This is a genomic window from Hyphomicrobium sp., assembly GCF_047600905.1.
GTDB lineage: Bacteria > Pseudomonadota > Alphaproteobacteria > Rhizobiales > Hyphomicrobiaceae > Hyphomicrobium_B.
This window is the reverse complement of sequence record NZ_JASGKD010000001.1, coordinates 3724946-3749711: the sequence shown is the minus strand read 5'-3', so window position 1 is coordinate 3749711 and position 24766 is coordinate 3724946. Positions and strand designations below refer to the sequence as shown.

Here is a 24766-nt window from a genome sequence, read left to right as displayed (position 1 = left end):
TCAAACAAGCTTGCCAAGCTCGCTGAAGAGTAAATCGAGATCCTGCGGCCGCGACAGGCGATGCTCGCCGTCGGGAATCTCGATCAGCTTGACCTTGTCGCCCAACAGAAACGCCTTCAGTTCTTTCGTATGCGACGCAGGCACGTCGGGGTCTTGAAGTCCTTGCAGGATAACGACCGGTCCGCCCGGATTGAACGGCTGTCGTGCAAGCAGATGCTTTCGCCCGTCTACGATGAGCTTGCGTGTGATTGTATAAGGCGCGGCATAAGCCGACGGCTGCAGGAAGAATCCCTCATGCATGATCGCCTGCCGCGTCTCGTCGGAAAAACGCTTCCACATCAGTTCTTCCGTCATGTCCCAAGCGGGAGCAATCAGCAACAGCGCCTTGATGCGCTCTGCTTCGGCCGGCCGATCCCGAAGAAACGCGCGCAAAAGCAGAAGCGCGATATATCCACCCATACTCGAGCCGATGATGATCTGCGGCCCCGTCGTCAGCTTCGTAAAGGCATCCTCTGCCTCTTCAAGCCATCGCCCGATCGAACCGTCTTCCATTGTTCCAGAGGATCGGCCATGACCGGAATAGTCGAATCGTGTCGATGACAGGCCACGCTCGCTCGACCACTGGGCGATCGCCGTCGCCTTCGTCGAGCCCATATCCGACATGAAGCCCGACAGCCAGAATAAACTGGGCGAGCCCGCCGAATGCGAAATATAGGCGATTTCCCGCGCCTCGGCGCCGCTACCGACACGAAGCATTTGCGGTTCAGAGCCTGGAATTTTATAGGAACTGTCCATCGTTGATCCCAACGAATCCGAATTGATGAGCTGAAATGACCAAGTCACTGACGGTGCTGCAAGTTATTCCTCGCATGCGAGCCGGAGGCGCCGAATTGGGATGCCTGCAGGTGGCAGCAGCTCTCGTCAAGAACGGACACCGCGCTCTCGTCGCGTCGGAAGGCGGTCCGCTTGTCGATCAGCTTCTTGCAGCAGGTGCAGAACACATCGTTTTGCCGCTGGCAACAAAGAACCCGGTTGTGCTCGCCCAAAACGGCTCCAAGCTCGCCGACATCATCCGCCGCGAAAACGTTTCGATCATTCATGCGCGCAGCCGCGCTCCGGCTTGGAGCGCGCTTTATGCGGCTAACCGCACGAACATTCCTTTCGTGACGACCTATCATTCGGAATATTCCGAGAAAGGCCGTCTCAAGAATTTCTACAACAGCGTGATGGCGCGCAGCGATACGGTCATCGCGGTCTCCGACTATATGGCGCATCTGATACGCACGCGCTATCACACCCCCGAAGATCGCATCGCCGTCATCCACCGCGCCTTCGATTCAAACGTCTTCGATCCTGCGAAGCTCACGACCGAAAGATTGGACGCAGTCCGAAAGCTGCTTGGAGCCGATGGCAGTAAACCGGTCTTGATGCTTGCCGGACGGATCACGCCGCGCAAAGCCCAGCATCACCTCGTTTCCGCCCTCGGTCTTTTGAAAGAGCGCGGCGCACCAGACGTCGTTTGCGTTCTCGCTGGCGAGATTGAGAAACCCGCCTTCAAGGCCGAGCTTGAATCTCAGGCCGAACGTCTTGGCGTCAGCCATCAACTGCGTTTTCCGGGGCACGTTCGTGACATTGCCGCCGCCTATGCCATCAGCGATCTCGCCTTGAACATCTCCGAGCAGGAGGGCCTGCCGCGCGTCGCCATTGAAGGTCAGGCGATGGGCGTTCCTCTTATCGTCTCGGACACGGGACCTGGCCGCGAAGTCGCCCTGACCGAACCCGACGTTCCGGCCAATGAAGCAACAGGATTGCGCGTGCCATATGCCGATCCCAAAGCCGTGGTGGATGCAATCGAAAAAATGCTGAGCTGGCCTGCCGACCAGCGCAAGGCGATGGGAGCGCGCGGATCGGCTCAGGTGAGACGCCGCTTCACGCTCGATCAGCTGACAACCAAAACCCTTGCTGTTTACGAGCGTGTCGTGGCCGCTCGATCAAAGCCCGAGCCGAATGCCGGCAAACCATCGCGACAACGGCTTCCCATCTCATGTTTCATCATTGCCCTGAACGAAGCCGATCGGATCGAGGCCACGATCGCCTCGGTCCGCGATTGGGTCGATGAAATCATCGTCATCGATTCCGGCAGCACCGACGGAACTCAGGCCATCTCCGAGGCCGCGGGAGCCAGGGTCATTTTCAACGCCTGGCCCGGCTTCGGCCAACAGAAGCGCTTCGGCGAGGACCAGTGTCGCAACGACTGGCTGCTCAATCTCGATGCCGACGAAGTTGTGACGACCGAGCTTCGTCAATCCATCGAGGCGGCGTTCGAGCACGGCGCCCCCGCGCGATCGGTCTACGGCATGGCGATCAAGATCGTGTACCCGGGCCACACGAAGCCGCGATTGCTCGCCAATGATCACTATTGCCTTCGCCTGTACGATCGCCGTCGTGTCCGGTTCGCCGATTCAACGCTTTTCGATTCGGTTGATCCGAAGAATGAACAGGTCGGCCATCTGAAGGGCACGATCTATCACCATTCGATCCGCTCGTTGGACGACCTAGCCCGCAAGTGTGATGAGCGCGCGACTTACAACGCTCTGAACTCAAAGCCGAAATCCGAACTGGAACTCACGATCCGCACCCTGACGGAGCTTCCCTCGCATTTTCTCAAGTACTATGTCGGCCGCGGACATTTTACCGGCGGACGGACTGGCCTGGGGTTCGCTTGGATCACGGCCTATTATCGCTGGCAGCGGATATTGCGAATGCGGGGCAAGCGGAATTCATCCAACGGTCTGCTCTGATTTCAGGCAACGGCCGAGCCCTTTTCCCAATCTCGCGTAAAACCCGCCATCTCAGCGCCAAATGCTCATCTCCGCTTGACTTTTTCCGTCAGCTTACGAACTCTGTGCATTCGCGGAACTCTGGCCCTTGCCGGAGCGATTTTTTTTTACGAAGATAAATAACCGAAACAGCTAGAGGAGCTCTCACCATCCGTAAACCCATGCGCCCCGAGCCTCAGAGCCGGGAAAACTCAGGGCCCCGCATCAACGATCAAATTCGGGCCCGGGAAGTCCGCCTCATCGACGAGGAAGGACACAACGTCGGAGTAATTTCAAAATTTGATGCCCTTGCCCGCGCCGAGGACGCCGGACTTGATCTCGTCGAGATCTCGCCCGACGCCGAGCCGCCCGTTTGCAAGATCCTCGATTTTGGCAAATTTAAATTCCAGGAACAGAAGAAGGCCGCCGAGGCCCGCAAGAACCAGAAAATCGTCGAGTTGAAAGAGATCAAGATGCGACCGGGCATCGATGATCACGACTACGACGTAAAAATGCGCGCCATCAAACGGTTCTTCGAGGATGGCGACAAGGTCAAGATCACGCTGCGCTTCCGTGGCCGCGAAATGGCTCACTCGCAGCTTGGGATGGCGGTATTGCAGCGCGTAAAGGCCGATACCGAAGCCATCTCCAAGGTCGAAAGCGAACCGCGTTTCGAAGGCCGGCAAATGGTGATGGTTCTGGCGCCGAAATAATCGCTCGAATGATTAATTGCGGCGGGGCGAACATCGGCCCCGCCCTTAGTGATCCCGGCCTGGGGCCTCCTGTATATCTTGCGGATGCATACGGACGGACTTAGCTTCATGACGGTTCTGCGCCGAATGTCGGAGGCGCCGCATGAGCGACGAACAGCCGTTCGATTTCTCGATCCTTGACCGCGTCGGCGCTCCACATCGCCGATACGGGCCGGGCGAAAAGGTCTTTCTCGAAGAAGACACCGGCAACGCCATGTATATGGTCCGCTCGGGCCGCGTCGACCTGATCACCTACGGCATCATTCTGGAAAACGTCCGCAGCGGCGGCGTCTTCGGAGAGATGGCTCTGATCGACGATGGTCCGCGAAGCGCCGCCGCCATCGCTGCCGAGCCGACCGAGGTTGTCGTCATCGACAAGCCGACGTTTATCGCCGTCGTTGGCGCGGATCCGCAATTTGCCTTGAAAGTGATGGGTCTTTTGGCAACCCGCCTGCGACGGATGAACAAGCAGGTTGGCTGAAATCACCGGCGGCCATGCAGAGCCGCCGGCGCATTCCTTCAAAAGCTTAGCAACCGTGGCGCCACATGCAACGGCGGAAGCGAGGACCGCCCCAGCCCCATCGGCTCGCGCAGATATTACGCCAGCGCCAGCAATATCGGCGCCATGCGATGGGCTCCGCCATCGACTGATTGGTTGTTTCCAGTCCTTTGAGCGGAGGAAGCGGCGATGCTTGTGAACTTGATACAGCCGCGGTGATGCCGACCGCAACAACGGATGCGGCCAAGAGTGGTGCAAGACGCATGTTCAACTCCGTGTTATTTTTCGCAGCGCAGCGCACGCGAAATTAAGCGTGCCCGCACAATTTCCATTTTATTGGCTGAATATCGACTGAACACGCCAAAATGGACTGGGAAATCGCCGATTTTTCAAATCTAGCGTTATTCAGCCGCTAAAGCGCACCCAAGAATTGGTCATACCTCAGTCAAGGTCGACGACACCCAGCGCGGCGAGCGAAATGAACGCTGCAATCATCACGACGCCGACCACCACGACCAGCGCCGGATAAAAAGCAGCGAACACCACGCCGGCTCGCCAGCCGGTGGCCGAGCGAACGCTGATCGCAGCCGTCGGCAACGCGGCGAGAAGGAGAATGGCAACAACGAATGGATCGAGTTTCATGAGCACACCCGCGACAATAGCCACACAAAACCAGCCATTGTACTTTGCCAGCTTCACGCTTCCGCGCCAGTCAACGACGCGGAAACAGACGCAATCTCCGGCAACACGAATTTGCTGATGAATTCCGCTTCGGCTGTCGTCAGCCGGCGTTTTGGACGAGCGAGCCCCGGTCGTCGGACTTGATGATCTTTGCGTGCGCATCCCAGATCAGGCGTTGAATGATCTGCATACGGTTCGGAACGTTGGGATGCGCCCTGCGAAGATCGTCGAGCTGCTTCAAGGTGCCGGCATCGAGCGCGACGGAAACGATGTGATCCATTAGGAGGTCCTCATTGGTTGTTAGTCGATTTCGCGACCCCATTTGAGGCTTCTAAATGAAACGCGCTGTCACTGCGGTGACGCGATGGATCGCCTCACCCGATCACCGCTCGGCTCATCTTGAACTCTTGAATTTCAGGCATCACAATTTCAATCGCCGATGATCCACAGAGCGGAATTAGGTGTTTCCCTCGGGACAGCAAAAACATTTCGCACCTGTTTTCAGTCTTTTCATCGTCTGGCACATCGGCAAGAAGGCTTTTGAAATGCACCCTAACGTTCGTCACGCGTTGCTGTACACAAGCGTAAATCTGAGCGCGACGATCGTTGACACCGCGATCTTCCTGACCCTAACGCACATTTTCGGCCTGCCGATCGTGCAAAGCGTGATTGCCTATTCCACCGCGACGATCGTGAACTTTTGGCTGACGAGGAATTTCGTCTTTCGTCACGACATGTCGCACAAGACGGAACATCGCCTCTTCCTGGAATTCGTTGCCGTCGCCGTTCTGGGCCTGGCCATAACCGCCTTCGTCATATGGCTGACCGTGCACGAGATGCACTTGCTGCCGATCGAAGGCAAAGTGATCTCGATCCTCGTTTGCTTCGTGTCGCTCTACTGGGTTCGCTCGCGCGTCGTCTTCAGCAAGAACGCGCGAGCCGCAACAGCGGATCAGGATTTCAATGAGGCAACCGGCCGCCAGATCTAGATGTTGACGTGCTGGATGACATAGCTGCCGGCTGCCGCGATCAGTCCAGCAAGCAGCACGTACGGAAGTACCGAGACCAGCACCATCAGCAGTTCGACGAACGCCTTGAAGATCTGCTCGGCAGCATGCCAGAGCTGGAAGAAGCCGCGATAGAGCACATAGATGATCGCAATGACGACGATCGCCAGCACAGCAATCTTCCATACCGGAAGCGCCTGCCAGTTCGATTGAAAGATCGCGAACATCTGTCCGAACGACCACTGCCACACCAAGTCGACGAACTTGAAAATCGCGGTGATGCCCTGCTGGAGCAAATTTACGATTTGATCGATGATCTGCCGCACGCCCCGTCTCCCCTTGCGTTTTGCCGCCTACCCAACGCATTAACCTTGTACTTGGTTCAGTGGTATGCACACGGAATTTCGCAGGGGCGCGACGAAAGCCAGCGGTGTCGTTGCTAAAAGCTCAACATTTGCGGAAGGTGTTGCAGACTGCCCGACATTTCCGTATAAACCGCCCTCAGAGCCGCCCGGCGAGGCATGCCGTGGCGGTTCTTATGCTTTTGAAAAACAAGCGGAAACCGCAAAAAGCATCCCTTCGCAGGTCCGGTCGCAGAGATGTGGCCGAGAGTGCAATTGCCTTCCGGTGATCGCACTTCGGTTCGAAACGAACCTAGGCACGCAGCGCCTCCAAGCTCGCCTCCGCACTTCGGACCTTCAGGTCCGAGGCCGCAAGGCGGCCCGGCGCGAGCGCCGCCCCCGCGGAGGGCCAGGAGGCAAGCGCGTCAGCGCGAGCATCCGGTACGGCCCGTGAGCGATAATTAGGACAAGCAAAATGCCTAAGATGAAGACCAAGAGCGGCGCAAAAAAGCGCTTCAAGATGACCGGAACGGGCAAGGTTGTTGCGGCCCAGGCCGGCAAGCGTCACGGCATGATCAAGCGCACGGCGAAGTTCATTCAGAAGGCCCGCGGTACGGGCGTGCTGAACGACTCTGACGCCAAGATCGTCAAGAAGTACATGCCCTACAGCCGCTGAGTTTTGGTTGGCCGCGTGCAACTCCCTCCGGGAGCCGGCCCTCGCGGCGGCACAATTCAGCTCACCCCATCTTGAAGTTCTAGGAGCAATCCCATGGCCCGCGTCAAACGTGGCGTTACCGCCCACGCCAAGCACAAGAAAGTCATCAAGGCCGCGAAAGGCTTTTACGGCCGTCGCAAGAATACGATCCGTGTCGCCAAGCAGGCGGTTGAGAAGTCGCAGCAGTACGCCTACCGCGACCGCAAACGTCGCAAGCGCAACTTCCGCGCTCTCTGGATCCAGCGCATCAACGCTGCCGTCCGCGAGCATGGCCTGACCTACGGCCGATTTATCAACGGCCTTTCGAACCTCGGCATCGAGGTCGACCGCAAGGTTCTGTCGGACATCGCCATCAACGATCCCGCAGGCTTCAAAGCACTCGTCGACAAGGCCGCTGCTGCAGCCTCTTCGCCGGTCGCGAAGGCCGCCTGAGATTACGCCAAGAAGGCAGCTTAAACGCACAACCAAAGCGACCGATCTTCGCTTCTCCTGCTCCCCTCCCCTCAGGGGAGGGGCCGGGGGTGGGGTGAAGGTTCAAGCGAATAAGCGCCGTTTACGCAGCCATTCACATCATACTCGCGTGGTCTCCCCACCCCTAACCCCTCCCCGCTGGGGAGGGGATGCGTACCGGGATCTTGCCCCGGCGAGGAGAATTGAATGAGCGGCACAATTGATCTCACCACCTTAGAAACCGACTTGCTCGCCGAAATCGCCGCTGCCGGCGATCTTGGCGCCCTCGATGCCGTTCGTGTCTCAGCCCTCGGCAAGAAGGGCCGCGTCTCCGAACTGATGAGCAAGCTCGGCTCGCTTCCCCCGGAAGAGCGCAAAACGTTCGGCCAGACCGTCAACGCACTGAAGACGAAAGTTGCGGAGGCGCTCGATACCCGCAAGGCGACGCTCGAAACCGCTGCCCTCGACGAACGGCTGAAAACCGAGCGCGCCGACATTACACTGCCTGTCCGGCTTGGCCCTATTTCCGAGGGCCGCGTCCATCCCGTCTCCCAGGTCCTCGACGAAGTCATCGAAATCTTCGCCGACATGGGCTTCTCCGTCGCCGAAGGTCCGGACATCGAGACCGACGAGATGAATTTCGACAAGCTCAACATCCCGGCCGAGCATCCCGCGCGCCAGGATCACGACACGTTCTATTTCTCGCCGAATGCGGACGGCTCGCGACTACTGCTGCGCACGCACACAAGCCCCGTGCAGATCCGCACGATGGTCTCGCAGAAACCGCCGATCCGCATCATCGCGCCCGGCCGCGTCTATCGCATGGACAGCGACCAAACCCACACGCCAATGTTCCACCAGGTCGAAGGCCTGGTCATCGACGAGACGACGCACATAGGCCACCTGAAATGGGTCCTGCAGGAGTTCTGCAAGGCCTTCTTCGAGGTCGATGAAGTGAAGATGCGTTTCCGCGCTTCGCACTTCCCGTTCACCGAGCCGTCTATGGAAGTCGACATCGGCGCCGAAGCGATCGGCAAGCCGGGCCAATGGTTGGAAATCCTCGGCTGCGGCATGGTCCATCCCAACGTGCTGAAAAACTGCGGCCTCGATCCGGAGAAATACCAGGGCTTTGCCTTCGGCGTCGGCCTCGATCGTCTGACGATGCTGAAGTATGGCATCCCCGATCTGCGCTCGTTCTTCTCTGGCGACCTCAAATGGCTCCGCCACTACGGCTTCTCGATGCTCGACGTCCCCACCCTCGGCGGCGGGTTGTCGTCGTGATTATCGCGGCGTTGAATGCACTCAACGTATCCCCTCCCCTCAGGGGAGGGGGCAGGGGTGGGGTGAAAACGCAAGCGAATGGCCAACGAAACCGCTCGTCATCTTCGCAAAACTCTCACTCCAGCGGAGAAGCGTCTTTGGAACGAACTCCGGAAATTGCGGCCACAAGGCTATCACTTCCGCAAACAGCATCCGATCGAAGAGTTCATCGTTGATTTTGCATGTCTCGCTCAGAAGGTGATTATCGAAGTTGATGGCATGCAGCATCAATGGCCCGAAAATAGCAGCTCCGACGCCAAGCGCGATGCGCGTCTCCATTGGCTTGGCTATCGCGTGCTGCGTTTCGGAAATGGCGATGTGACTGATCATCTGGACGGTGTCGTTCTAGAAATTCTGACCGCCCTTGGGGCTGTGGTGAAACAGGAATGAAACCGCTATGACCGTGCTGCTGCTTCACCCCACCCCCTCCCCGCTGGGGAGGGGAATCCTGCGTGCGAGACCGACGAAATGAAATTCACGCTCTCCTGGCTCAAAGATCACCTCGACACGGACAAGTCCGTCGATGAGCTTGCCACCACCTTGTCGGCCATCGGCCTTGAGGTCGAAGGCGTCGAAGATCCGGGCAAGACGCTTGGAGCCTTCAAGGTCGCGCGCATCGTCGAAGCGAAGAAACATCCCAACGCCGACAAGCTGCAGGTCGTGCAGGTCGAGATCGCCAAGGGCCAGCCGCTGATGGAAGTCGTCTGCGGTGCCCCGAACGCGCGCGTGGGGCTCGTCTCCGTCTTTGCCCCGCTCGGCACCTACATTCCCGGTTCGAAAATCACGCTCGAAAAGAAGCCCGTTCGCGGTGTCGTTTCCAACGGCATGATGTGCTCCGCCGCCGAACTCGAGCTTTCCGAAGAAAGCGACGGTATCCTCGAGCTACCCTCCGAGTGGGCCGATCGCGTCGGCGAAGCCTATATCAATGCCGCCGGTCTGAACGATCCGATCATCGAAGTGAAGTTGACGCCGAACCGCCCCGATTGCACAGGCGTTCGAGGCATCGCCCGCGATCTCGCCGCGGCTAGCATGGGCACATTGAAGCCCGAGTCGAAACTTGCGCCGCTCAATGAAACCTTCGACTGCAAAATCCCGGTCAAGCTTGAGTTCACCCCCGAGACGGCCGACGCCTGCCCGGTGTTCGCTGCGCGCACGATCCGCAACGTTACGAACGGTCCGTCGCCCGACTGGATGCAGAACCGGCTGAAGGCTGCGGGCCTTCGCCCGATCAACGCCCTCGTCGATGTCACCAATTACATCTCGCTCGATCGCGGCCGGCCGCTGCACGTCTACGATGCGCAAAAGATCAAAGGCGCACTGCACGCCCGTCTTGCCAAGAACGGCGAAAAATTCCTGGCACTCGACGGCAAGGAATATGCGGTCGACGACACGATGTGCGTAATCGCCGATGATACAGGTCCACTGGGTCTCGGTGGCGTCATGGGCGGCGAAAGCACCGGCTCCACATTCGAGACCAAGGCCGTTTTGATCGAAAGCGCTTATTTCGATCCGGTTCGCACCGCCGCCACCGGCCGCAAGACCGGCCTCGTCACCGATGCTCGCTACCGCTTCGAGCGCGGCGTCGATCCTGCATCCGAACGCCCGGGTCTCGATCTCGCGACCGATATGATCATGAAGTTCTGCGGCGGCGAAGCCTCGAAAGCGAAAGTCGCCGGCAAGGAGCCGATTGAAGAGCGCGTCATCGCTTTCGATTTTGCGCACGTCGAAAAGCTGTCGGGCGTGAAACTCAAGGACGCAGAGATCTCTGATATCCTGAAGGCGCTTGGATTCACCATCGCCGGCAAACCCAACGCCGCGAAGGTGACGGTGCCGACCTGGCGCCCCGACGTCCACGGCCCTGCCGATCTCGTCGAAGAGGTCGTGCGCATCGCCGGTCTCGACCGCATTCCGGCGACACCGCTGCCGCGCGACGAGGGCATTACCCGCGCCGTCCTCACCGAAAAGCAAAAGCGAGCCCGCCGCGCCCGCAGACTGCTCGCAGCTCGTGGCTTTGTCGAAGCCGTGACCTGGAGCTTCATCACCAAGGACCAAGCCGTACATTTCGGCGGCGGCACGCCGGCGCTAGATCTCGCGAACCCGATCTCGGTCGATATGTCGTCGATGCGCCCAGGGCTGTTGCCGGGGCTGCTCACGTCGGTCACGAGAAACCGCAACCGCGGCGCCGCCGATGTCGCGCTGTTCGAACTCGGCCAAGCCTATCGCGGCGAAAAGCCGGAAGACCAGTATTTGAGCGCCGCCGGAGTCCGCGCCGGAACCGCACACTTTACTGGTTCGGGACGCCATTGGGACGGCAACGCCGCGCCGGTCGGAGTTTTCGACGTCAAGGCCGATGTCTTAGCCGCCCTTTCGGCACTCGGCATTGATCCGGCCAAGGCCCAGATCACGCGTGACGCGCCGCACTGGTATCACCCCGGCCGGTCGGGCGCGTTGAAGCTTGGCCCCAAAACCGTGCTCGCATACTTTGGTGAAGTCCATCCCGCGACGCTGAAAGCGCTCGATGTAGAAGCACCCGTTTCAGCATTCGAGATTTTCCTCGACGCCCTGCCGCCCGAGAAGAAGAAGTCGCGCGCCAAAGCGCCGCTGACCGCCTCCGACCTGCTGCCGGTAACGCGAGATTTGGCCTTCATCGTCGCCAAGGACGTTGCCGCCGGAGACGTCGTGAAAGCGGCCGTGAATTCGGACAAGGTGTTGATCCGGGCCGTGAATGTGTTCGACGTATTCGAAGGCGGAAGCCTTGCGGCCGAAGGCAAGAAGTCAATTGCCATCGAAGTGACGATTCAACCTGCGACCGAAACCCTCACCGATCAGGCTATTGAAACGATCACGCAAAAAATAATTACGGATGTTAAAAAGGCGACTGGCGGCGAGTTGCGTTCTTAAAGCCGTCGCCGCGGCATGCGCATGAGGCCAAGATGAATTCGCTCCCCCCCGCGACGACGACTCAAGCCGAAAGTGCGACAGACAAGAAGCCCTACCGCATCGTCATCGTCGGCGGCGGCGCAGGCGGTCTTGAACTCGCGACACAACTTGGCGACAAGCTTGGCAAATCCGGTAAGGCCGAGATCACCCTCGTCGATCGCGCCCGCACGCACATCTGGAAACCACTGCTGCATGAAATCGCAGCCGGCAGCATGGATACCGGCCGTCACGAACTGCCGTATCAGGCACAAGGGCACTGGCACGGCTTCCGCTATCGTTACGGCGAGATGATCGGCCTCGACCGCGCCGGAAAGCGCGTGCACCTTGCCGCGACCTATGACGAGGACGGCCGCGAGATCACGCCGGATCGCTGGTTCCCCTACGACACGCTCGTCATCGCAATCGGCAGCATCTCGAACGACTTTCACACGCCGGGCGTCAAGGAAAACGCCATCATGCTCGATACGCCCGAGCAGGCCCAGCGCTTCAATCGGCGACTTCTGAATGCCTGCGTCCGCGCCTATGCGCAGCCGGGCCCCGTCCGGCCGGGTCAGCTCCACGTTGCCATTATCGGCGCTGGTGCAACGGGATCGGAATTATCCGCCGAACTGCACCACGCCGCCCGCGGCCTTGTCGAATTCGGCCTCGACAAGATCGATCCCGAGAAGGACTTCAAGATCACCCTGATCGAAGCCGCTCCGCGCATCCTGCCGGCGCTTCCCGAACGTCTTTCGAAGGCGACGACCGATATTTTAAATGGCATCGGTGTGGAGGTCCGGACAGGCAGTCCCGTAACCAACGTCAACAAGGAAGGGGTGACGCTCGCCAATGGCGATTTCATTCCATCCGAACTCGTGGTTTGGGCCGCTGGCGTCAAGGGTCCGGACGTGCTGGCGAAGCTCGATGGGCTCGAGGTCAGCCGCATGAACACACTCGTCGTCAAGCCGACGCTGCAGACGACCCGCGACGATGACATCTTCGTCATTGGCGATGCGGCCTATCTGGTGCCCGATGGCGAGACGGCACCCATTCCACCGCGTGCTCAGGCTGCGCATCAGGAAGCAAGCCACGTCGCCAAACTGCTGGTGCGGCGCATGCGCGGCGAAACCGATCTACCGCCGTTTAAATATCACGACTTCGGTTCGCTGGTGTCGCTCGGTAAATATTCGACTGTCGGCAATCTGATGGGCTTCATCGAAGGCAAGTCTCTGCGCATCGAAGGCTGGTTCGCGAAGATCATGTATCGTTCGCTTTATAAGATGCACGAGATTGCGCTCTACGGTTACGTGAAGGTGTTTCTTGACACCATCTCGCGCCTGCTGACGCGCCGCACCGAACCGCAGGTCAAGCTGCACTGATTTGTTGGCGGTCGCAGCAGGAGCTGTAGTTGCTCCGCACCCGACGATGTCATCCTCGGGCTTGTCCCGAGGATACATCGCGACGTCTTGGGCTGCTGGCCGATGGATCCCCAGCATAAAGCCGAGGATCAACACCCCCGCTAACTCCGCTCTCTCAGCGCGGTAAGCAGCTCCGCCGACGGATAGCTGTCCGCCGGCAGCCCAAACTTCATCTGCATGTCCTTGACGGCCTTGCGCGTTCCGGCACCGAGCTTTCCGTCGACTTCGCCGACGTCGTAACCACGCCGCTTCAGTAGGCTCTGCAGCTCTTTGATTTGCTCGTAGCTTAGCGAAGGAACGTTGCCGCTGGCCTTAGAAAGGTTCGGCGCCCCGCCCATGCGCGCGGCGAGATGCGCTGCGGTGAGAGCATACGTCAGCGACTGGTTCCACTGCGTATAGACGTCGAAATTCGGATACGTAAGAAAAGCCGGGCCATCGCGGCCCATCGGTAGCACCAGCGATGCCGGCAGATCATCCGACGGCAAGTCCTGGCCGACACCCTTGACGCCCCAGGCGACCCATTGCGAACGCGGTAGCTTGATCGCGAGGTCGGCTTTCTCCCACGGAAGCGATTTCGTCAGCCTAACCTGTTCGATCCAAGGCTCGCCCCGCTTCCATCCCATCGACGATAGAAACTTCGCGGTCGAGCCGATGACGTCGGCATTGTCGTGAATGAGATCGACGCGTCCGTCACCATCGTAATCGACGCCGTAGTTCAGATAATGCTGCGGCAGGAACTGCGTCTGACCAAGCTCTCCGGCCCACGACCCGATCATCTGGTCAGGCGTCAGATCGCCACGCTCGACGATCTTCATCGCCGCCTTGAGTTCTCCGCGGAAGAAATCGCCGCGCCTGCAATCCCAGGCCAGCGTCACCAGCGAACGCAGCACGGGCAAGTTGCCCATGCCGCCACCGAAATCGCTTTCAAGCGCCCAGAAGCCCGTGATGACAGGTCCCGGCACACCGAATTCACTCTCCGCACGGTCGAAAATTGGTTTGTAGCGCTTGAGGAACGTCTTCCCCGTCTGCTCCCGGTTCTTCGTCGCGAGCTTGAAATAGAAATCGATGAAGGTCTGCGAGAAGAAGCCCTGTTTGCGGTCGCGTGCGATCGTGCCTTGGTCCGGCGTCATCCCACCGATCGTCTCTTCGATCGTTTCCGGGCGGATGCCTTCAGCGATCGCCTCCCGTTTGAAATCCGCCAACCAGCGGTCGAATGGCACGGTATTCTTGCAGTTGCGCTTGTTGGCAGGTGGTGGCGGGGTATTTTCGGCATGGGCGCTTGCGGAGATACCCGCAAGCAGAAGTGATGCTATCGCTGAAACGATAAAACCTGCGCGCATGGGGGGGATGCCTTCGGCCGTTGACGTAAGGCCAGCACATTGCCGGCAGTCAGGACAGCGTCAAGAGACTATGGCCTGAATGAGGCCATCGCTACGTCGGCTTCTAAGCGCTGCCGATCAGAATGCCGACGCCGAAGACAATAAGGCCACCAGCCACTACCTCCACAGCCGCTCGCCAGAACGCTGTATCCATGAACCGCGAACGCACACCCGCGATGATCCAGAGTTCGACAAAGACCACCGCGATCGCGATCGTCGTCGCCGTCCGGAAATCGGATATGAGATAGGGCAGCGTGTGACCGAGCCCTCCGGCCGTCGTCATCACGCCGGTCACCGAACCACGCAGCCATGGATTGCCGCGGCCAGAGATTTGCCCGTCATCTGAAAGGGCTTCCGCGAACGCCATAGAAATCCCCGCACCGATCGACGCGGCGATGCCGACAAGAAACGTCTGCCACGTGTTGTGAGTGGCGAACGCTGCGGCGAAGATGGGCGCGAGCGTCGAAATCGATCCGTCGATCAGCCCGTTCAGCCCGGGTTGCACGTACTGCAGAACGAACGAGCGGCGCGCAGATTCCGCTTCGCTTGAGCGCGCCTCCGTCGTCAGCTGAACATCGGAAAGGTGCTGCGCGATGCCGATATGGCGACTTTCGGCATCCATCAAATCGCCGAGCAACCTACGAATGTCGGCGTCCGTGGCCCGCTTCAGCGCCGATGCATAGAACTCGCGCGTCTCTTCTTCGATTTCCTCAGCCTGATGGCGGACCTTCTCGATCCCGAGCGGACGCACCATCCAGATTGGATCGTGCCGCACAAGCCCGGCGACGTCATGGCGCCGGATGAGTGGAATGTGATTGCCGAATTTCTTCTGAAAAAGCTCGATCAGCCAGCGGCGATGCGCGCTTTCCTCCTCGCCAATCTCGCTGAAGACCTTGGCCGTCGCCGGATACTCAGCGCTGAGACCCGCAGCATAATCCGCATAGATTCTGCTGTGCTCTTCCTCGAGCGAAATGGCGAGAGCCAGGATCTCGCGCTGATCAAGATCGGTGAAGCGACGCATGGAAGCCAAAAGCCATTTATTAGAATAGTTCTAATATAGCGCTCGAGGCAGGTATTGAGCAAGGGCATCCGCGCCGCACCTCGCCTGACGCCGTTCCGGATACAATTGCGCCGGCCCAGATGGACCGGCGCTCTTTAATCCGACGAATGTTCGCGGTTCAGCGTGAATTCGACTTGGTGGCGGATTTAATCGCGTTTTGCTGCGCTTCCGTCCAGCTTGCGATCGCCTGCTGCCAGCCCTTCTGCCACATTTCGGCAGCCTGCATCCAAAACTGGATGGGGTTCGTAGCGCCTGCTCCGAAATCAGGGAGCCCCGGGAAGCCGGCACCACCAGCAGGGAACTGCGGCATGCCGCCACCAAAACCTGGCACACTGGAGAAGTTCGGGAAATTGGGGAACTGGCCCGGCGCACCGAACGCCTTCACCTGCTTCTCCCATACGTCCATAACCTGATCGACCGCCTGAAGCTGCAGTTTCGATGCGCTTTGCATCTGCTTTCGGCTTAATTCGACGAAATCCGTCGGCCATCCGAGCGACTTTGCAGCTTCAGCCATCTTATCGAAGACGGCGTTGCTGTTCTTTTCGCCCAGCTCGGCGAGTTCCGCCCGCCAGTTCGACATGGCGTCAAATGCCTGTACGACGGCCTTCTTGGCATCTTCGCCGAGTTTCGTGAAAGCCGGATTGGCCTCAAACGGGGAATTCGCCATTTCGCTTCTCCAAGGATACTGATCCGCATCAACAGGCTGGTTTGGGCTAATTTTACACACCCCCTCCCCACTTGCCAGACATCTTATGGTGCATGCGGCGATCAAAACGGCACGCAAGGCTGCCCAAAGCCTTAACGCCCCTTTTGCCGGTCAGTTCCGGGTGCTATGAGCCCGCCCCATGACAGCCACTTCCCATATTCGAAATTTCTCGATCATCGCGCACATCGATCACGGCAAATCGACCTTGTCCGACAGGCTGATACAGCTCTGCGGCAACGTCTCGAACCGGGAGATGAAAGAGCAGATCCTCGAACTCGATGGACATCGAGCGCGAGCGCGGCATCACCATCAAGGCGCAGACGGTCCGTCTCGACTACAAAGCCAAAAATGGCGAGCTCTATCAGCTCAATCTGATGGACACGCCTGGACACGTCGACTTTGCCTACGAAGTCTCGCGCTCTCTCGCCGCCTGTGAAGGCGCCATCCTGGTGGTTGACGCAAGCCAGGGCGTCGAAGCGCAGACGCTCGCCAACGTCTATCAGGCGCTCGACAACAACCTCGAGATCCTGCCGGTACTGAATAAGATCGATCTACCGGCCGCAGATGAAGACCGTGTGAAAAAGCAGATCGAAGACGTCATCGGCATCGATGCATCCGGTGCTATTGGCGTTTCCGCCAAGACAGGGCTCAACGTCGAAGCCGTACTCGAAGCTATTGTCGAACGGCTGCCGCCGCCTAAGGGCGATGCATCGAAGCCGCTCAAAGCCATGCTCGTCGACAGCTGGTATGACGCCTACCTCGGCGTCGTCGTCCTCGCACGCATCATCGACGGTACGTTGAAGAAGGGACAGCGCGTGAAGCTGCTCTCGACCGGCGCCGTCTATCAGCTCGAACGTGTCGGCATCTTCCGTCCGAAGCAGGAAATGCTTGAACAGCTCGGCCCGGGAGAGATCGGCTTCTTCACCGCCGCGATCAAGGAAGTCGCCGATACCAGGGTCGGCGATACCATCACCGATGAAAAAAATCCGACGCCTGAGCCGCTACCCGGCTTCAAACCGGCGCAGCCCGTGGTTTTCTGCGGCCTCTTTCCCGTCGACGCCGCCGACTTCGAAGACCTGCGCGATGCGATGGCGAAGCTTCGCCTCAACGACGCGAGCTTTTCGTTCGAGACGGAAAGCTCGGCTGCTCTGGGATTTGGATTCCGTTGCGGCTTTCTCGGACTTCTTCATCTTGAAATCATCACCGAGCGGCTCGAGCGCGAGTTCAACCTCGATCTCATCACGACCGCTCCGAGCGTCATCTATCACGTGCACATGAACGACGGCACGATGCTCGAGATGCACAATCCGGCCGATATGCCCGACGTTGTCAAAATCGACCACATCGAAGAACCTTGGATCGAAGCAACCATTCTTGTCCCCGACGAATACCTGGGCGCCGTTCTGAAACTCTGCCAGGATCGCCGCGGCCGCCAGAAGCAGCTGACGTACGCAGGCTCCCGCGCCATGGTCGTCTACGAGCTTCCCTTGAACGAGGTTGTCTTCGATTTCTACGATCGCCTCAAAAGCGTCTCACGCGGCTATGCCTCGTTCGACTATCACATCAAGGACTATGAAGAGGGTGATCTGGTCAAGTTGTCGATCCTCGTCAACGGCGAGCCCGTCGACGCGCTCTCGATCATTGTCCATCGCTCACGCGCCGAAAGCCGCGGCCGCTCGATGTGCGAGAAGCTGAAAGAGCTGATCCCGGCGCACCTGTTCCAGATTCCGATTCAGGCTGCCATCGGCGCCAAAGTCATTGCTCGCGAAACGATCCGCGCCTTGCGCAAGGACGTGCTCGCCAAGTGCTATGGCGGCGACATCACGCGAAAGCGCAAGCTGCTCGACAAGCAGAAAGCCGGCAAGAAAAAGATGCGCGAATTCGGCAAGGTCGAAATCCCGCAGGAGGCGTTCATCAACGCCCTCAAGATGGATGACAATTGAGCCGCGCTGTAGGGCGGCTTAACACGCGGCGATCACGGGAATCCGCCCAGCGACTTCATAACTTCGTCCGATGACGTTCGCCGCTTGACGGGCTTCGACGGCAACGAATTGGGTCGCGCCGTCGCCGGCTTCACGGCAGCGGCCTGCTTTGCAACCGGCAACCCGGTCGCCGGATCGATGACAACCTGCTGACCCTGCTGACCCGTTGCAGTCTGGCTGCTGTTGCCGACGCCATCGGCCGGCGCGATTGAACCTTGCGGCTGCGGCTGCGGCTCGGGCGTCGAGCGGTCCGATGACTGGCCGTCCGCTCCGGCAGGCGCTGACTCTGGCGTCCAGAAGTTGTCCTGGTCGGGCCGGCTTGCAGACGGATTGGCGGTTCCCGCCGACTCTGGAACAACGGGCGGCAATTGCTGTTGAAGCGCCTTCTGTTGCGCAGCAGCTCGCTCAGCGGCCTCTCTTCGCTTCCGTTCCATATCCTTTTCGAGCCGTGCCCGTTCTTCATCCGCCCGGCGAACCCGTTCGAGTTCATCGACGTTGCGTTCCATCTGGCGCACTGCAAGCTCGCGCTGCAGATCGCCTGCATCGGCGTTGACAGACACAGCCGCAAGATGATCCAGGCTTCCGCTGTAGAGAATGGTTGCGGGCGGCAGCGGCGCCTTCGGGTCCGGACGAGTGCGGCCCGGCGAAGGCGCGGCAGCAGGCAACGCATTACGAACGACGGTCGTTACCTGGAAGGACGCATTCATGGCGAGGCTTGCCAGATCGGCCGTGACTGCGCCTTCGACATTTCCGTCGGGAGCATCAAAGTTCATGTCGCTGATTTTCAGCGTGCCGTCCGAAACCGCGATTGCGAAGTTACGGTTTGCGAGCGGAATCCTCGACGATCCGACCGCAGCAACGAGAGAATTTGCGATCGCCTGCGCATCGTTTGCAACTCTCCCCGAGAAGACGCTATCCACGACATCGGCCACCGTCTCGGCCGATGGGCCCGACATTTCGGCCCCTGCGAACTTTGCGCTCCCCGATCCCGTCATAACCGCAATCAACCCCGCCGGGCTCTGCGCGCGACCTTCGGTGCGAAGCTGAAACGTTCCGATCCCATTGCCGCCCGAATTGATAGACGCCAACTTTGCTTGATCGAGTTTCAGATCGGAGACGAAGGCAACGCCATTCGCAACTTTCTCGAGCTTGGCGTCGCCTGACAGTTGCCCTCCCGCTGCCTGCGCAATGAGATTGGCCACAGTCAGATTTCCCGGCTTGATCGATACGTTCATCGTGCCGCTGCCGGTTGCGAGCCCGCCGTTGATTTCAAGAGCCTTGAAGCCCACCTTCACCGACGCAGTCGTATTTCCCAGCGCCGCGAAATCAAAAAGGCCTTCCGGCCAGATCGCCGGTGTGGCCATCACTTCGGTCGCCCCGCCCTTCGCTGTTACGGGAACAGGCGCCGGCACAGGCGGCGCATCGGTCACGGCCGAAAGCAATCCTGGCACGCTGACACGATCAGCAACGACATCGCCGCCGATTTGCATCGCCCCGGCGCCGGGCGAAACCGTCACGCGTCCCGATAGCAGCGATGATCCCAACAAGAAGTTTTGCGCAGCGAGCGACCAAGAGCCTTTATCCCGGTTGAGATTCAATGTGCCCTTCGCACCGACGCTGGCCACGCCGTCCGGCAATGATAATCCCGCGACAGCCAAAGCCTCATCGGTCCGAGCCGCCTTGACATCTAAAGCGCCGCTCAAAGCCAGATCCGACTTCTGCGGCCACTGCGCGCGCCCCTGAAACCGCATGTTGAGATCTTGCGACGAGATTTCGACTTGCGACATCGAACCGGACGAGAGCGTCCCAGCCGCAATGATGGTCGCAGACGCCGGAGCCGCAGCACCTTGACCGCCCTCGCGCCCTAGGATCGCGAGCACATTGGCGAACGATGGAGAATCAAGCGTCGCATGCAATCGGCTCGGATGTGTCTGCCAGCCTTCCAAGCCTCCGTCGAATTCCGCACCGCCATCGAGCTTCGCGCCGTTGAGAAGTCCGTCCAACGTCACGTCCGCCGTCTGAGGCCCCCGCGCGCCAAGACGGACAAGGCCCGCGATCTTTCCCTCTTTCAATCCCTTGAAGCGGTCTTCGCCGATGATGCCGGCGAGGCCGGCCTTGCGCACGAGATCCTGCATCGCATCGGGTGAAGGCCCGACGAGATCGTAGGCAAGCGTTCCCACCTGATTGCCGTCGTGGGCATCGATGCGCGCTTCAAGTCCGATTTCGAGTCCGCTGTCCGTCGTCAATTTCGCGACAGGCAAGCTCAGCTTTTGCCCTTCAAGAACGAACGACACATCGACATCTCGATAGCTGTCGTCTCCATCGGTCAATCGTCCCGCAATCACACGAAGCCTGACATCTCCGGGCAGATTGTCTATCGCCCCTCGGTCCTCGTCCCGCGACGCCAATCCGAGAGACTGCCTGAATTTGGCTCTCAGCGCCGCGACGGTCTTCGGAAACACCTCTTGCGTATCGAGGTTCGCGGCCTGCAGCGTCAGTTCGGTGCGCTCACGATCACCGCGCGTGATCTTAAGTTCACCGGCAAGCGGCCGCCCGGAAATATCGCCAGAGGCATTGGTCAGAAAAAATCGCGTTCCATCGATTTCGAGCTTGCCTGCCGCCGAATACGAACCATCGGCGTTGACGTCGATCGGAATGCCTGATTTCTCGGCCCATGCATTGAACCTGCCGAAGCTGCTTCCACCGATGAAACCGTCGCCGCGGAAACTCAGCTTGCCTTCGCTGTTTTTAAGATCACCTGCCAAATCGAGCCGCGATCCGCCGGGCAAGCTGATCTTGAAGGTCTTGAAGTGCGTGATGCTGCCTTGCCTGTCGGCGTCGATCGAAAGCCCGCCCGCGTTCTCGCCGCCGATCTTCACTTGTTCAAGATTGATCTTGGCCGAAGCCGTTCTGTCGCTCGCGACCGATTGCATCAATCCCAGCGCAAGTTGCTCGAGCTTCGAGAACCCGGCGCTGCCATTACCCGCTCCCGCCAACCAATCGATGTCGAGCCACTTAGAATTCAGCGAAACATCGAAGCGGGGCGCGGACGCCCAACTGGCGACCGCATTTCCTGAGATGGTCTGCGGCGCCGCGGCGTTATCGACCGTTAGCGTCAGGTCATCGAATTTCACGCTCTGCGCGTTCGCCGTCACGTTCGATCTGAGGTCGATAAGCGGTGGCGGTCCCTTCCCTGCAACTGCGACGGTCGGGCTGCCAGGAACTTGCACCTTGCCCGACCATTGTCCCTTGAACGTTGTGTTGGCCGATAAATTATAAACCCGTCCATCAAGCGTATAGATGTTCGGCGAGCGATCCGAGCGCGCCACAAGCTTGAGCGCGAACGCACCGTCGCTCCCCGGTACGTCGGTGGCAAATTTGATGTCGTGATCCGTCCCACCCCACGAGGCGGAACCGCTGTATCGGAACGGCCCCTTGAGACCGTCTGCCGAGAACACGCCGTCAATCCCTTCGACCGCCGCGATCCGGACCGACGCCGGATTATAGAGGGAGATTGCCCCATCCGTGATCTGCACCGATCTCAGAGCCACGTCACGCGGCACGAACGGCAGATCGCCGGGCTTCAGCTCCAACAGCGTCCAGTTGCCGATGCCCTTGTCGTCGACCGCGAGACTGAGGACCGGCTTTTCCAGCTCGATCTGGCTGGCCTCCAAGACGCCGCGCAAAAGCGTCGGCACCGAAAGCCACATCGTGAAACTGTCGGCGCGCACGAACGGCTCGCCCGTCTGCCCAGTGACGCTCGCGATGCGGATCTTCTCGAACCGGACGTATGGAACAGGCAGAATTTTTACATTGACGTTGCCGCTCACACGAACGTCGCGGCCGAGAACCTTGGACGCCTCTTCCTCGAACACGCCCCGGTAACTGTTCCAGTCGACGAAATTCGGCACGGCAAAAAGCGCCGCGAGAATAGCAACGAGAAGCCCGCCAAGAAATAGTAGCCCGTTGTTCATGAACGTCTCTGAGAGCGGCGTTCGACACGCAAAGCACACCGGCGGACGTGATCTGAGCGACGCCCGTGCCGCGCTCACCTGTATGCCACGGCGAAGCCCCACTCTGAACTCGAAATTTGGCTCATTTCCAGGCGTTTGACAGTTTTGAAGCCAGATTTCGGTTTGTTGTTGCTTGAACCCTCGGTTCCGAACCTCCCAGTTGTACGATCAGCTACGGTGGTTTACCTGAGTTCCATGACCTCGATTCAGAAGCCGGACACGACCGGCAGCGGAGATTTGCCGCACGACGATGACGAGCCGCCCTTCGATCTTCCTGAGGCACCTTCGACGAAGCCGCGCGGAGGTGCAGCGCCTGCCATGTCGATTTCAGCGCGCGCCGTTGCCGCTTCACGCGGTCAGCCGACGTACCTGGACGGTCTAAATCCCGAGCAGCGCGAAGCCGTCGAAACGACAGAAGGCCCGCTTCTGGTACTCGCTGGCGCCGGGACCGGAAAAACTCGCGTTCTGACCACCCGCATCGCTCACATTTTGGCAACAGGGCGTGCCTATCCTTCTCAGATCCTGGCGGTGACCTTCACGAACAAGGCCGCCCGCGAAATGCGCGAACGTATCGGCTCCCTGATTGGCGGTACGCTCGAAGGCATGCAATGGCTCGGAACGTTCCATTCCATCGGCGTCAAGATTCTCCGCCGCCATGTCGAACTTGTCGATTTGAAGCCCGGCTTCACAATTCTCGACGACGACGACCAGGTCCGGTTGCTGAAGCAGGTGATCGAAGCGGCCGGTATAGACAAGGACCGGTGGCCGGCTCGCCAGCTTGCCGGTCTGATCGACAGCTGGAAAAACCGGGGTCTGACGCCGGACAAAATTCCGGAGGGCGAATCGTTCTCATTTGCCGCCGGCAAAGGCGCCGCGCTTTATGCGGCCTATCAGGCTCGGCTCAAGGATCTCAACGCCTGCGATTTCGGCGACCTGCTGCTTGAATGCATTCGGCTGTTCCGTCAGCACCCGGACGTACTGGCCGATTATCATCGCCGCTTCCGCTACATCCTCGTTGACGAATACCAGGACACCAACGTCGCGCAATATTTGTGGCTCCGGTTGCTGGCGCAGGGCTCGCCCAATATCTGCTGCGTCGGCGACGACGACCAGTCGATCTATGGCTGGCGCGGCGCCGAGGTCGACAACATCCTTCGCTTCGAGAAAGATTTCCCTGGCGCCAAGATCATCCGGCTCGAACGCAATTATCGTTCGACCGCCAATATTCTTGCCGCTGCATCCGGCCTGATCGCAAAAAACAAGGACCGGCTCGGCAAAACCCTATTCACTGACGGCGCTCCCGGCGCGAAAATCAACATCGCGAACTTCTGGGATGACGAAGCTGAAGCGCGCGCCATCGGCGAAGACATCGAAAATCTGCAGCGCGCGCAAGAACGGTTAAACGACATGGCCGTTCTTGTTCGTGCTTCCTCGCAGATGCGCGCCATCGAAGATCGCTTCATTACCCTTGGCCTGCCATATCGCGTCATCGGCGGCCCGCGTTTCTACGAACGCCAGGAAATCAAGGACGCGATCGCATACCTCGACGTCGTTGCCAACCCGTCGAACGATCTGAAGTTTGAACGCATCGTCAACGTGCCGAAGCGAGGCCTTGGCGATACGACGATCAAGCGTATTCACGAGCTTGCCCGCGCCCGCTCTATACCTCTTTATCAAGCCGCCCGCGAGATCGTCGAAACCGACGAACTGACGCCGAAAGCGCGCAAATCGCTTTTCGATATCACCCAATCTTTCGAGCGCTGGCGCGGCAATCTCGAGCACATGCGCCACACCGACCTCGCCGAACTTATCCTCGATGAATCGGGCTACACCGCGATGTGGCAGGCCGATAAAAGCCCGCAATCACAGACCCGCCTAGAAAACCTCAAAGAGCTCGTGCGCTTCATGCACGATTTCGACACGTTGCAGGGCTTTCTGGAGCATGTGTCGCTGGTAATGGACGCCGACCAGGGCAGCGATGGAGATCGCGTATCGTTGATGACGTTGCACGCCGCGAAGGGGCTGGAATTCGGCATCGTTTTTCTGCCGGGTTGGGAAGAAGGTCTTTTTCCGCATCAGCGGTCGCTGGATGAAAGCGGCAAAGCCGGCCTCGAGGAAGAGCGCCGCCTCGCCTACGTCGGCCTGACGCGTGCCAAACGTCGCGCCAAGATTTCCTTCGCGCAAAACCGGCGCACGCACGGCCTTTACCAGTCGGCATTGCCGTCACGATTTGTCGACGAGCTACCAGAAGCAACAGTCGAGATTGTGGAAAGCGAAATGCCCTACGGCGGCCGCCAAAATCCATTCGGCGGCTTTGGCGGCTCGTTCGGTCCGAGCCGCTTCGATCGCACCGGCGGCGCCGAACCTTTCAAATCGAGTTACAACACGCCGGGCTGGCAGCGCGCTCAAGCGTCGTGGAGCAGAAGCGACCAGAAAAAGCGATCGCGCGGCCCGATGACCCTTGAAGGCGAACTCGTCGCGGCATCGACCGCCGACGCGCCGTCGTTCAAAACCGGCACGCGCGTTCGGCATGAAAAATTCGGGCTCGGAACGGTCACGAACGTCGATGGTAACAAGTTGACGATCGAATTCGACGACGGCTCGACGAAGCGCGTTGTGGCAAGCTTCGTTGACGTAGTCTGACGGCCTGTATATAGTTAATACTCAAACGGCGTCTTATTCTCGCCGTTCAATTCTTCATCTTG

The 24766-nt window shown here is 59.5% G+C and carries 19 protein-coding genes and 1 pseudogene; 12 read left to right on the top strand and 8 right to left on the bottom strand.

Features of this window, described 5'->3' with window-relative positions; translation table 11 throughout:
- Positions 1-795, bottom strand: a complete 795-nt coding sequence (locus tag QM780_RS17920) for an alpha/beta hydrolase (RefSeq protein WP_415071788.1) — start codon at positions 793-795, stop codon at positions 1-3.
- A 35-nt stretch (positions 796-830) separates the two neighbouring features.
- On the opposite strand from QM780_RS17920, the gene QM780_RS17915 reads away from it, so the two are divergent.
- The 3 genes from QM780_RS17915 to QM780_RS17905 all read left to right on the top strand — a co-directional run bounded on the left by QM780_RS17915 (position 831) and on the right by QM780_RS17905 (position 4052).
- Entirely contained in the window at positions 831-2801 is a 1971-nt protein-coding gene (locus tag QM780_RS17915; RefSeq protein WP_415071787.1) for a glycosyltransferase, read from the top strand.
- A 200-nt stretch (positions 2802-3001) separates the two neighbouring features.
- Positions 3002-3532 carry a translation initiation factor IF-3 gene (gene infC, locus QM780_RS17910; protein ID WP_415071786.1) on the top strand — a complete coding sequence of 177 codons (531 nt, stop codon included), beginning with the start codon at positions 3002-3004 and terminating at the stop codon, positions 3530-3532.
- 142 nt (positions 3533-3674) lie between these two features.
- A complete protein-coding gene (locus QM780_RS17905) occupies positions 3675-4052 on the top strand; it encodes a Crp/Fnr family transcriptional regulator (RefSeq protein WP_415071785.1) in 378 nt (125 codons plus the stop codon).
- Positions 4053-4511: 459 nt separating this feature from the next.
- Here QM780_RS17905 and QM780_RS17900 read toward each other — a convergent pair whose 3' ends face one another.
- Positions 4512-4769: a hypothetical protein gene (locus QM780_RS17900; protein ID WP_415071784.1), complete on the bottom strand. Its 258-nt coding sequence runs from the start codon at positions 4767-4769 to the stop codon at positions 4512-4514.
- An 82-nt stretch (positions 4770-4851) separates the two neighbouring features.
- A complete protein-coding gene (locus QM780_RS17895) occupies positions 4852-5031 on the bottom strand; it encodes a hypothetical protein (RefSeq protein ID WP_415071783.1) in 180 nt (59 codons plus the stop codon).
- A 265-nt stretch (positions 5032-5296) separates the two neighbouring features.
- Here QM780_RS17895 and QM780_RS17890 point away from each other — a divergent pair, with 265 nt between their 5' ends.
- Positions 5297-5740: a GtrA family protein gene (locus tag QM780_RS17890; RefSeq protein WP_415071782.1), complete on the top strand. Its 444-nt coding sequence runs from the start codon at positions 5297-5299 to the stop codon at positions 5738-5740.
- On the opposite strand, the gene QM780_RS17885 is transcribed toward QM780_RS17890, so the two are convergent.
- A complete protein-coding gene (locus QM780_RS17885; RefSeq protein WP_415071781.1) occupies positions 5737-6084 on the bottom strand; it encodes a hypothetical protein in 348 nt (115 codons plus the stop codon). The two genes, QM780_RS17890 and QM780_RS17885, sit on opposite strands and share 4 nt — an antisense overlap.
- A gap of 490 nt (positions 6085-6574) precedes the next feature.
- Here QM780_RS17885 and rpmI point away from each other — a divergent pair, with 490 nt between their 5' ends.
- From rpmI to QM780_RS17855, 6 genes are all read left to right on the top strand, one after another.
- Entirely contained in the window at positions 6575-6775 is a 201-nt protein-coding gene (rpmI, locus tag QM780_RS17880; RefSeq protein ID WP_013214420.1) for a 50S ribosomal protein L35, read from the top strand.
- A 93-nt stretch (positions 6776-6868) separates the two neighbouring features.
- Positions 6869-7246, top strand: a complete 378-nt coding sequence (rplT, locus tag QM780_RS17875) for a 50S ribosomal protein L20 (protein WP_013946005.1) — start codon at positions 6869-6871, stop codon at positions 7244-7246.
- A gap of 225 nt (positions 7247-7471) precedes the next feature.
- On the top strand, positions 7472-8545 hold the full coding sequence (gene pheS / locus QM780_RS17870; protein ID WP_415071780.1) for a phenylalanine--tRNA ligase subunit alpha: 1074 nt from the start codon (positions 7472-7474) through the stop codon (positions 8543-8545).
- Between the two features lie 78 nt (positions 8546-8623).
- The gene (locus tag QM780_RS17865) at positions 8624-8974 is read left to right on the top strand and encodes an endonuclease domain-containing protein (protein WP_415071779.1); all 351 of its coding nucleotides are present in this window, start codon (positions 8624-8626) and stop codon (positions 8972-8974) included.
- A 78-nt stretch (positions 8975-9052) separates the two neighbouring features.
- Positions 9053-11485 (top strand): phenylalanine--tRNA ligase subunit beta, encoded by a 2433-nt coding sequence (gene pheT, locus QM780_RS17860; RefSeq protein ID WP_415071778.1) that lies wholly within the window; start codon positions 9053-9055, stop codon positions 11483-11485.
- Positions 11486-11517: 32 nt separating this feature from the next.
- Positions 11518-12882: an NAD(P)/FAD-dependent oxidoreductase gene (locus QM780_RS17855; protein ID WP_415071777.1), complete on the top strand. Its 1365-nt coding sequence runs from the start codon at positions 11518-11520 to the stop codon at positions 12880-12882.
- A 140-nt stretch (positions 12883-13022) separates the two neighbouring features.
- Here the strand turns inward: QM780_RS17855 and QM780_RS17850 are convergent, their stop codons facing one another.
- The 3 genes from QM780_RS17850 to QM780_RS17840 all read right to left on the bottom strand — a co-directional run bounded on the left by QM780_RS17850 (position 13023) and on the right by QM780_RS17840 (position 16027).
- Positions 13023-14261, bottom strand: a complete 1239-nt coding sequence (locus tag QM780_RS17850; RefSeq protein ID WP_415071776.1) for a lytic murein transglycosylase — start codon at positions 14259-14261, stop codon at positions 13023-13025.
- Between the two features lie 103 nt (positions 14262-14364).
- Positions 14365-15321: an iron exporter MbfA gene (gene mbfA / locus QM780_RS17845; protein WP_415071775.1), complete on the bottom strand. Its 957-nt coding sequence runs from the start codon at positions 15319-15321 to the stop codon at positions 14365-14367.
- A 157-nt stretch (positions 15322-15478) separates the two neighbouring features.
- Positions 15479-16027 (bottom strand): hypothetical protein, encoded by a 549-nt coding sequence (locus QM780_RS17840; RefSeq protein ID WP_415071774.1) that lies wholly within the window; start codon positions 16025-16027, stop codon positions 15479-15481.
- Between the two features lie 178 nt (positions 16028-16205).
- Here QM780_RS17840 and lepA point away from each other — a divergent pair.
- Positions 16206-18009: pseudogene (lepA, locus tag QM780_RS17835) on the top strand (translation elongation factor 4).
- A gap of 32 nt (positions 18010-18041) precedes the next feature.
- Here lepA and QM780_RS17830 read toward each other — a convergent pair.
- Positions 18042-22022: an AsmA family protein gene (locus tag QM780_RS17830; RefSeq protein WP_415071773.1), complete on the bottom strand. Its 3981-nt coding sequence runs from the start codon at positions 22020-22022 to the stop codon at positions 18042-18044.
- Positions 22023-22256: 234 nt separating this feature from the next.
- Here QM780_RS17830 and QM780_RS17825 point away from each other — a divergent pair, with 234 nt between their 5' ends.
- Positions 22257-24704, top strand: a complete 2448-nt coding sequence (locus tag QM780_RS17825; protein ID WP_415071772.1) for an ATP-dependent helicase — start codon at positions 22257-22259, stop codon at positions 24702-24704.
- Positions 24705-24766 lie beyond the last annotated feature (62 nt).

What these genes read in the sequence shown, in the direction of transcription:
- QM780_RS17920 (WP_415071788.1), bottom strand. Translation starts at nt 795, where the DNA reads ATGGACAGTTCCTATAAAATTCCAGGCTCTGAACCGCAAATGCTTCGT.
- QM780_RS17915 (WP_415071787.1), top strand. Translation starts at nt 831, where the DNA reads ATGACCAAGTCACTGACGGTGCTGCAAGTTATTCCTCGCATGCGAGCC.
- infC (WP_415071786.1), top strand. Translation starts at nt 3,002, where the DNA reads ATGCGCCCCGAGCCTCAGAGCCGGGAAAACTCAGGGCCCCGCATCAAC.
- QM780_RS17905 (WP_415071785.1), top strand. Translation starts at nt 3,675, where the DNA reads ATGAGCGACGAACAGCCGTTCGATTTCTCGATCCTTGACCGCGTCGGC.
- QM780_RS17895 (WP_415071783.1), bottom strand. Translation starts at nt 5,031, where the DNA reads ATGGATCACATCGTTTCCGTCGCGCTCGATGCCGGCACCTTGAAGCAG.
- QM780_RS17890 (WP_415071782.1), top strand. Translation starts at nt 5,297, where the DNA reads ATGCACCCTAACGTTCGTCACGCGTTGCTGTACACAAGCGTAAATCTG.
- rpmI (WP_013214420.1), top strand. Translation starts at nt 6,575, where the DNA reads ATGCCTAAGATGAAGACCAAGAGCGGCGCAAAAAAGCGCTTCAAGATG.
- rplT (WP_013946005.1), top strand. Translation starts at nt 6,869, where the DNA reads ATGGCCCGCGTCAAACGTGGCGTTACCGCCCACGCCAAGCACAAGAAA.
- pheS (WP_415071780.1), top strand. Translation starts at nt 7,472, where the DNA reads ATGAGCGGCACAATTGATCTCACCACCTTAGAAACCGACTTGCTCGCC.
- QM780_RS17865 (WP_415071779.1), top strand. Translation starts at nt 8,624, where the DNA reads ATGGCCAACGAAACCGCTCGTCATCTTCGCAAAACTCTCACTCCAGCG.
- pheT (WP_415071778.1), top strand. Translation starts at nt 9,053, where the DNA reads ATGAAATTCACGCTCTCCTGGCTCAAAGATCACCTCGACACGGACAAG.
- QM780_RS17855 (WP_415071777.1), top strand. Translation starts at nt 11,518, where the DNA reads ATGAATTCGCTCCCCCCCGCGACGACGACTCAAGCCGAAAGTGCGACA.
- QM780_RS17850 (WP_415071776.1), bottom strand. Translation starts at nt 14,261, where the DNA reads ATGCGCGCAGGTTTTATCGTTTCAGCGATAGCATCACTTCTGCTTGCG.
- mbfA (WP_415071775.1), bottom strand. Translation starts at nt 15,321, where the DNA reads ATGCGTCGCTTCACCGATCTTGATCAGCGCGAGATCCTGGCTCTCGCC.
- QM780_RS17840 (WP_415071774.1), bottom strand. Translation starts at nt 16,027, where the DNA reads ATGGCGAATTCCCCGTTTGAGGCCAATCCGGCTTTCACGAAACTCGGC.
- QM780_RS17830 (WP_415071773.1), bottom strand. Translation starts at nt 22,022, where the DNA reads ATGAACAACGGGCTACTATTTCTTGGCGGGCTTCTCGTTGCTATTCTC.
- QM780_RS17825 (WP_415071772.1), top strand. Translation starts at nt 22,257, where the DNA reads ATGACCTCGATTCAGAAGCCGGACACGACCGGCAGCGGAGATTTGCCG.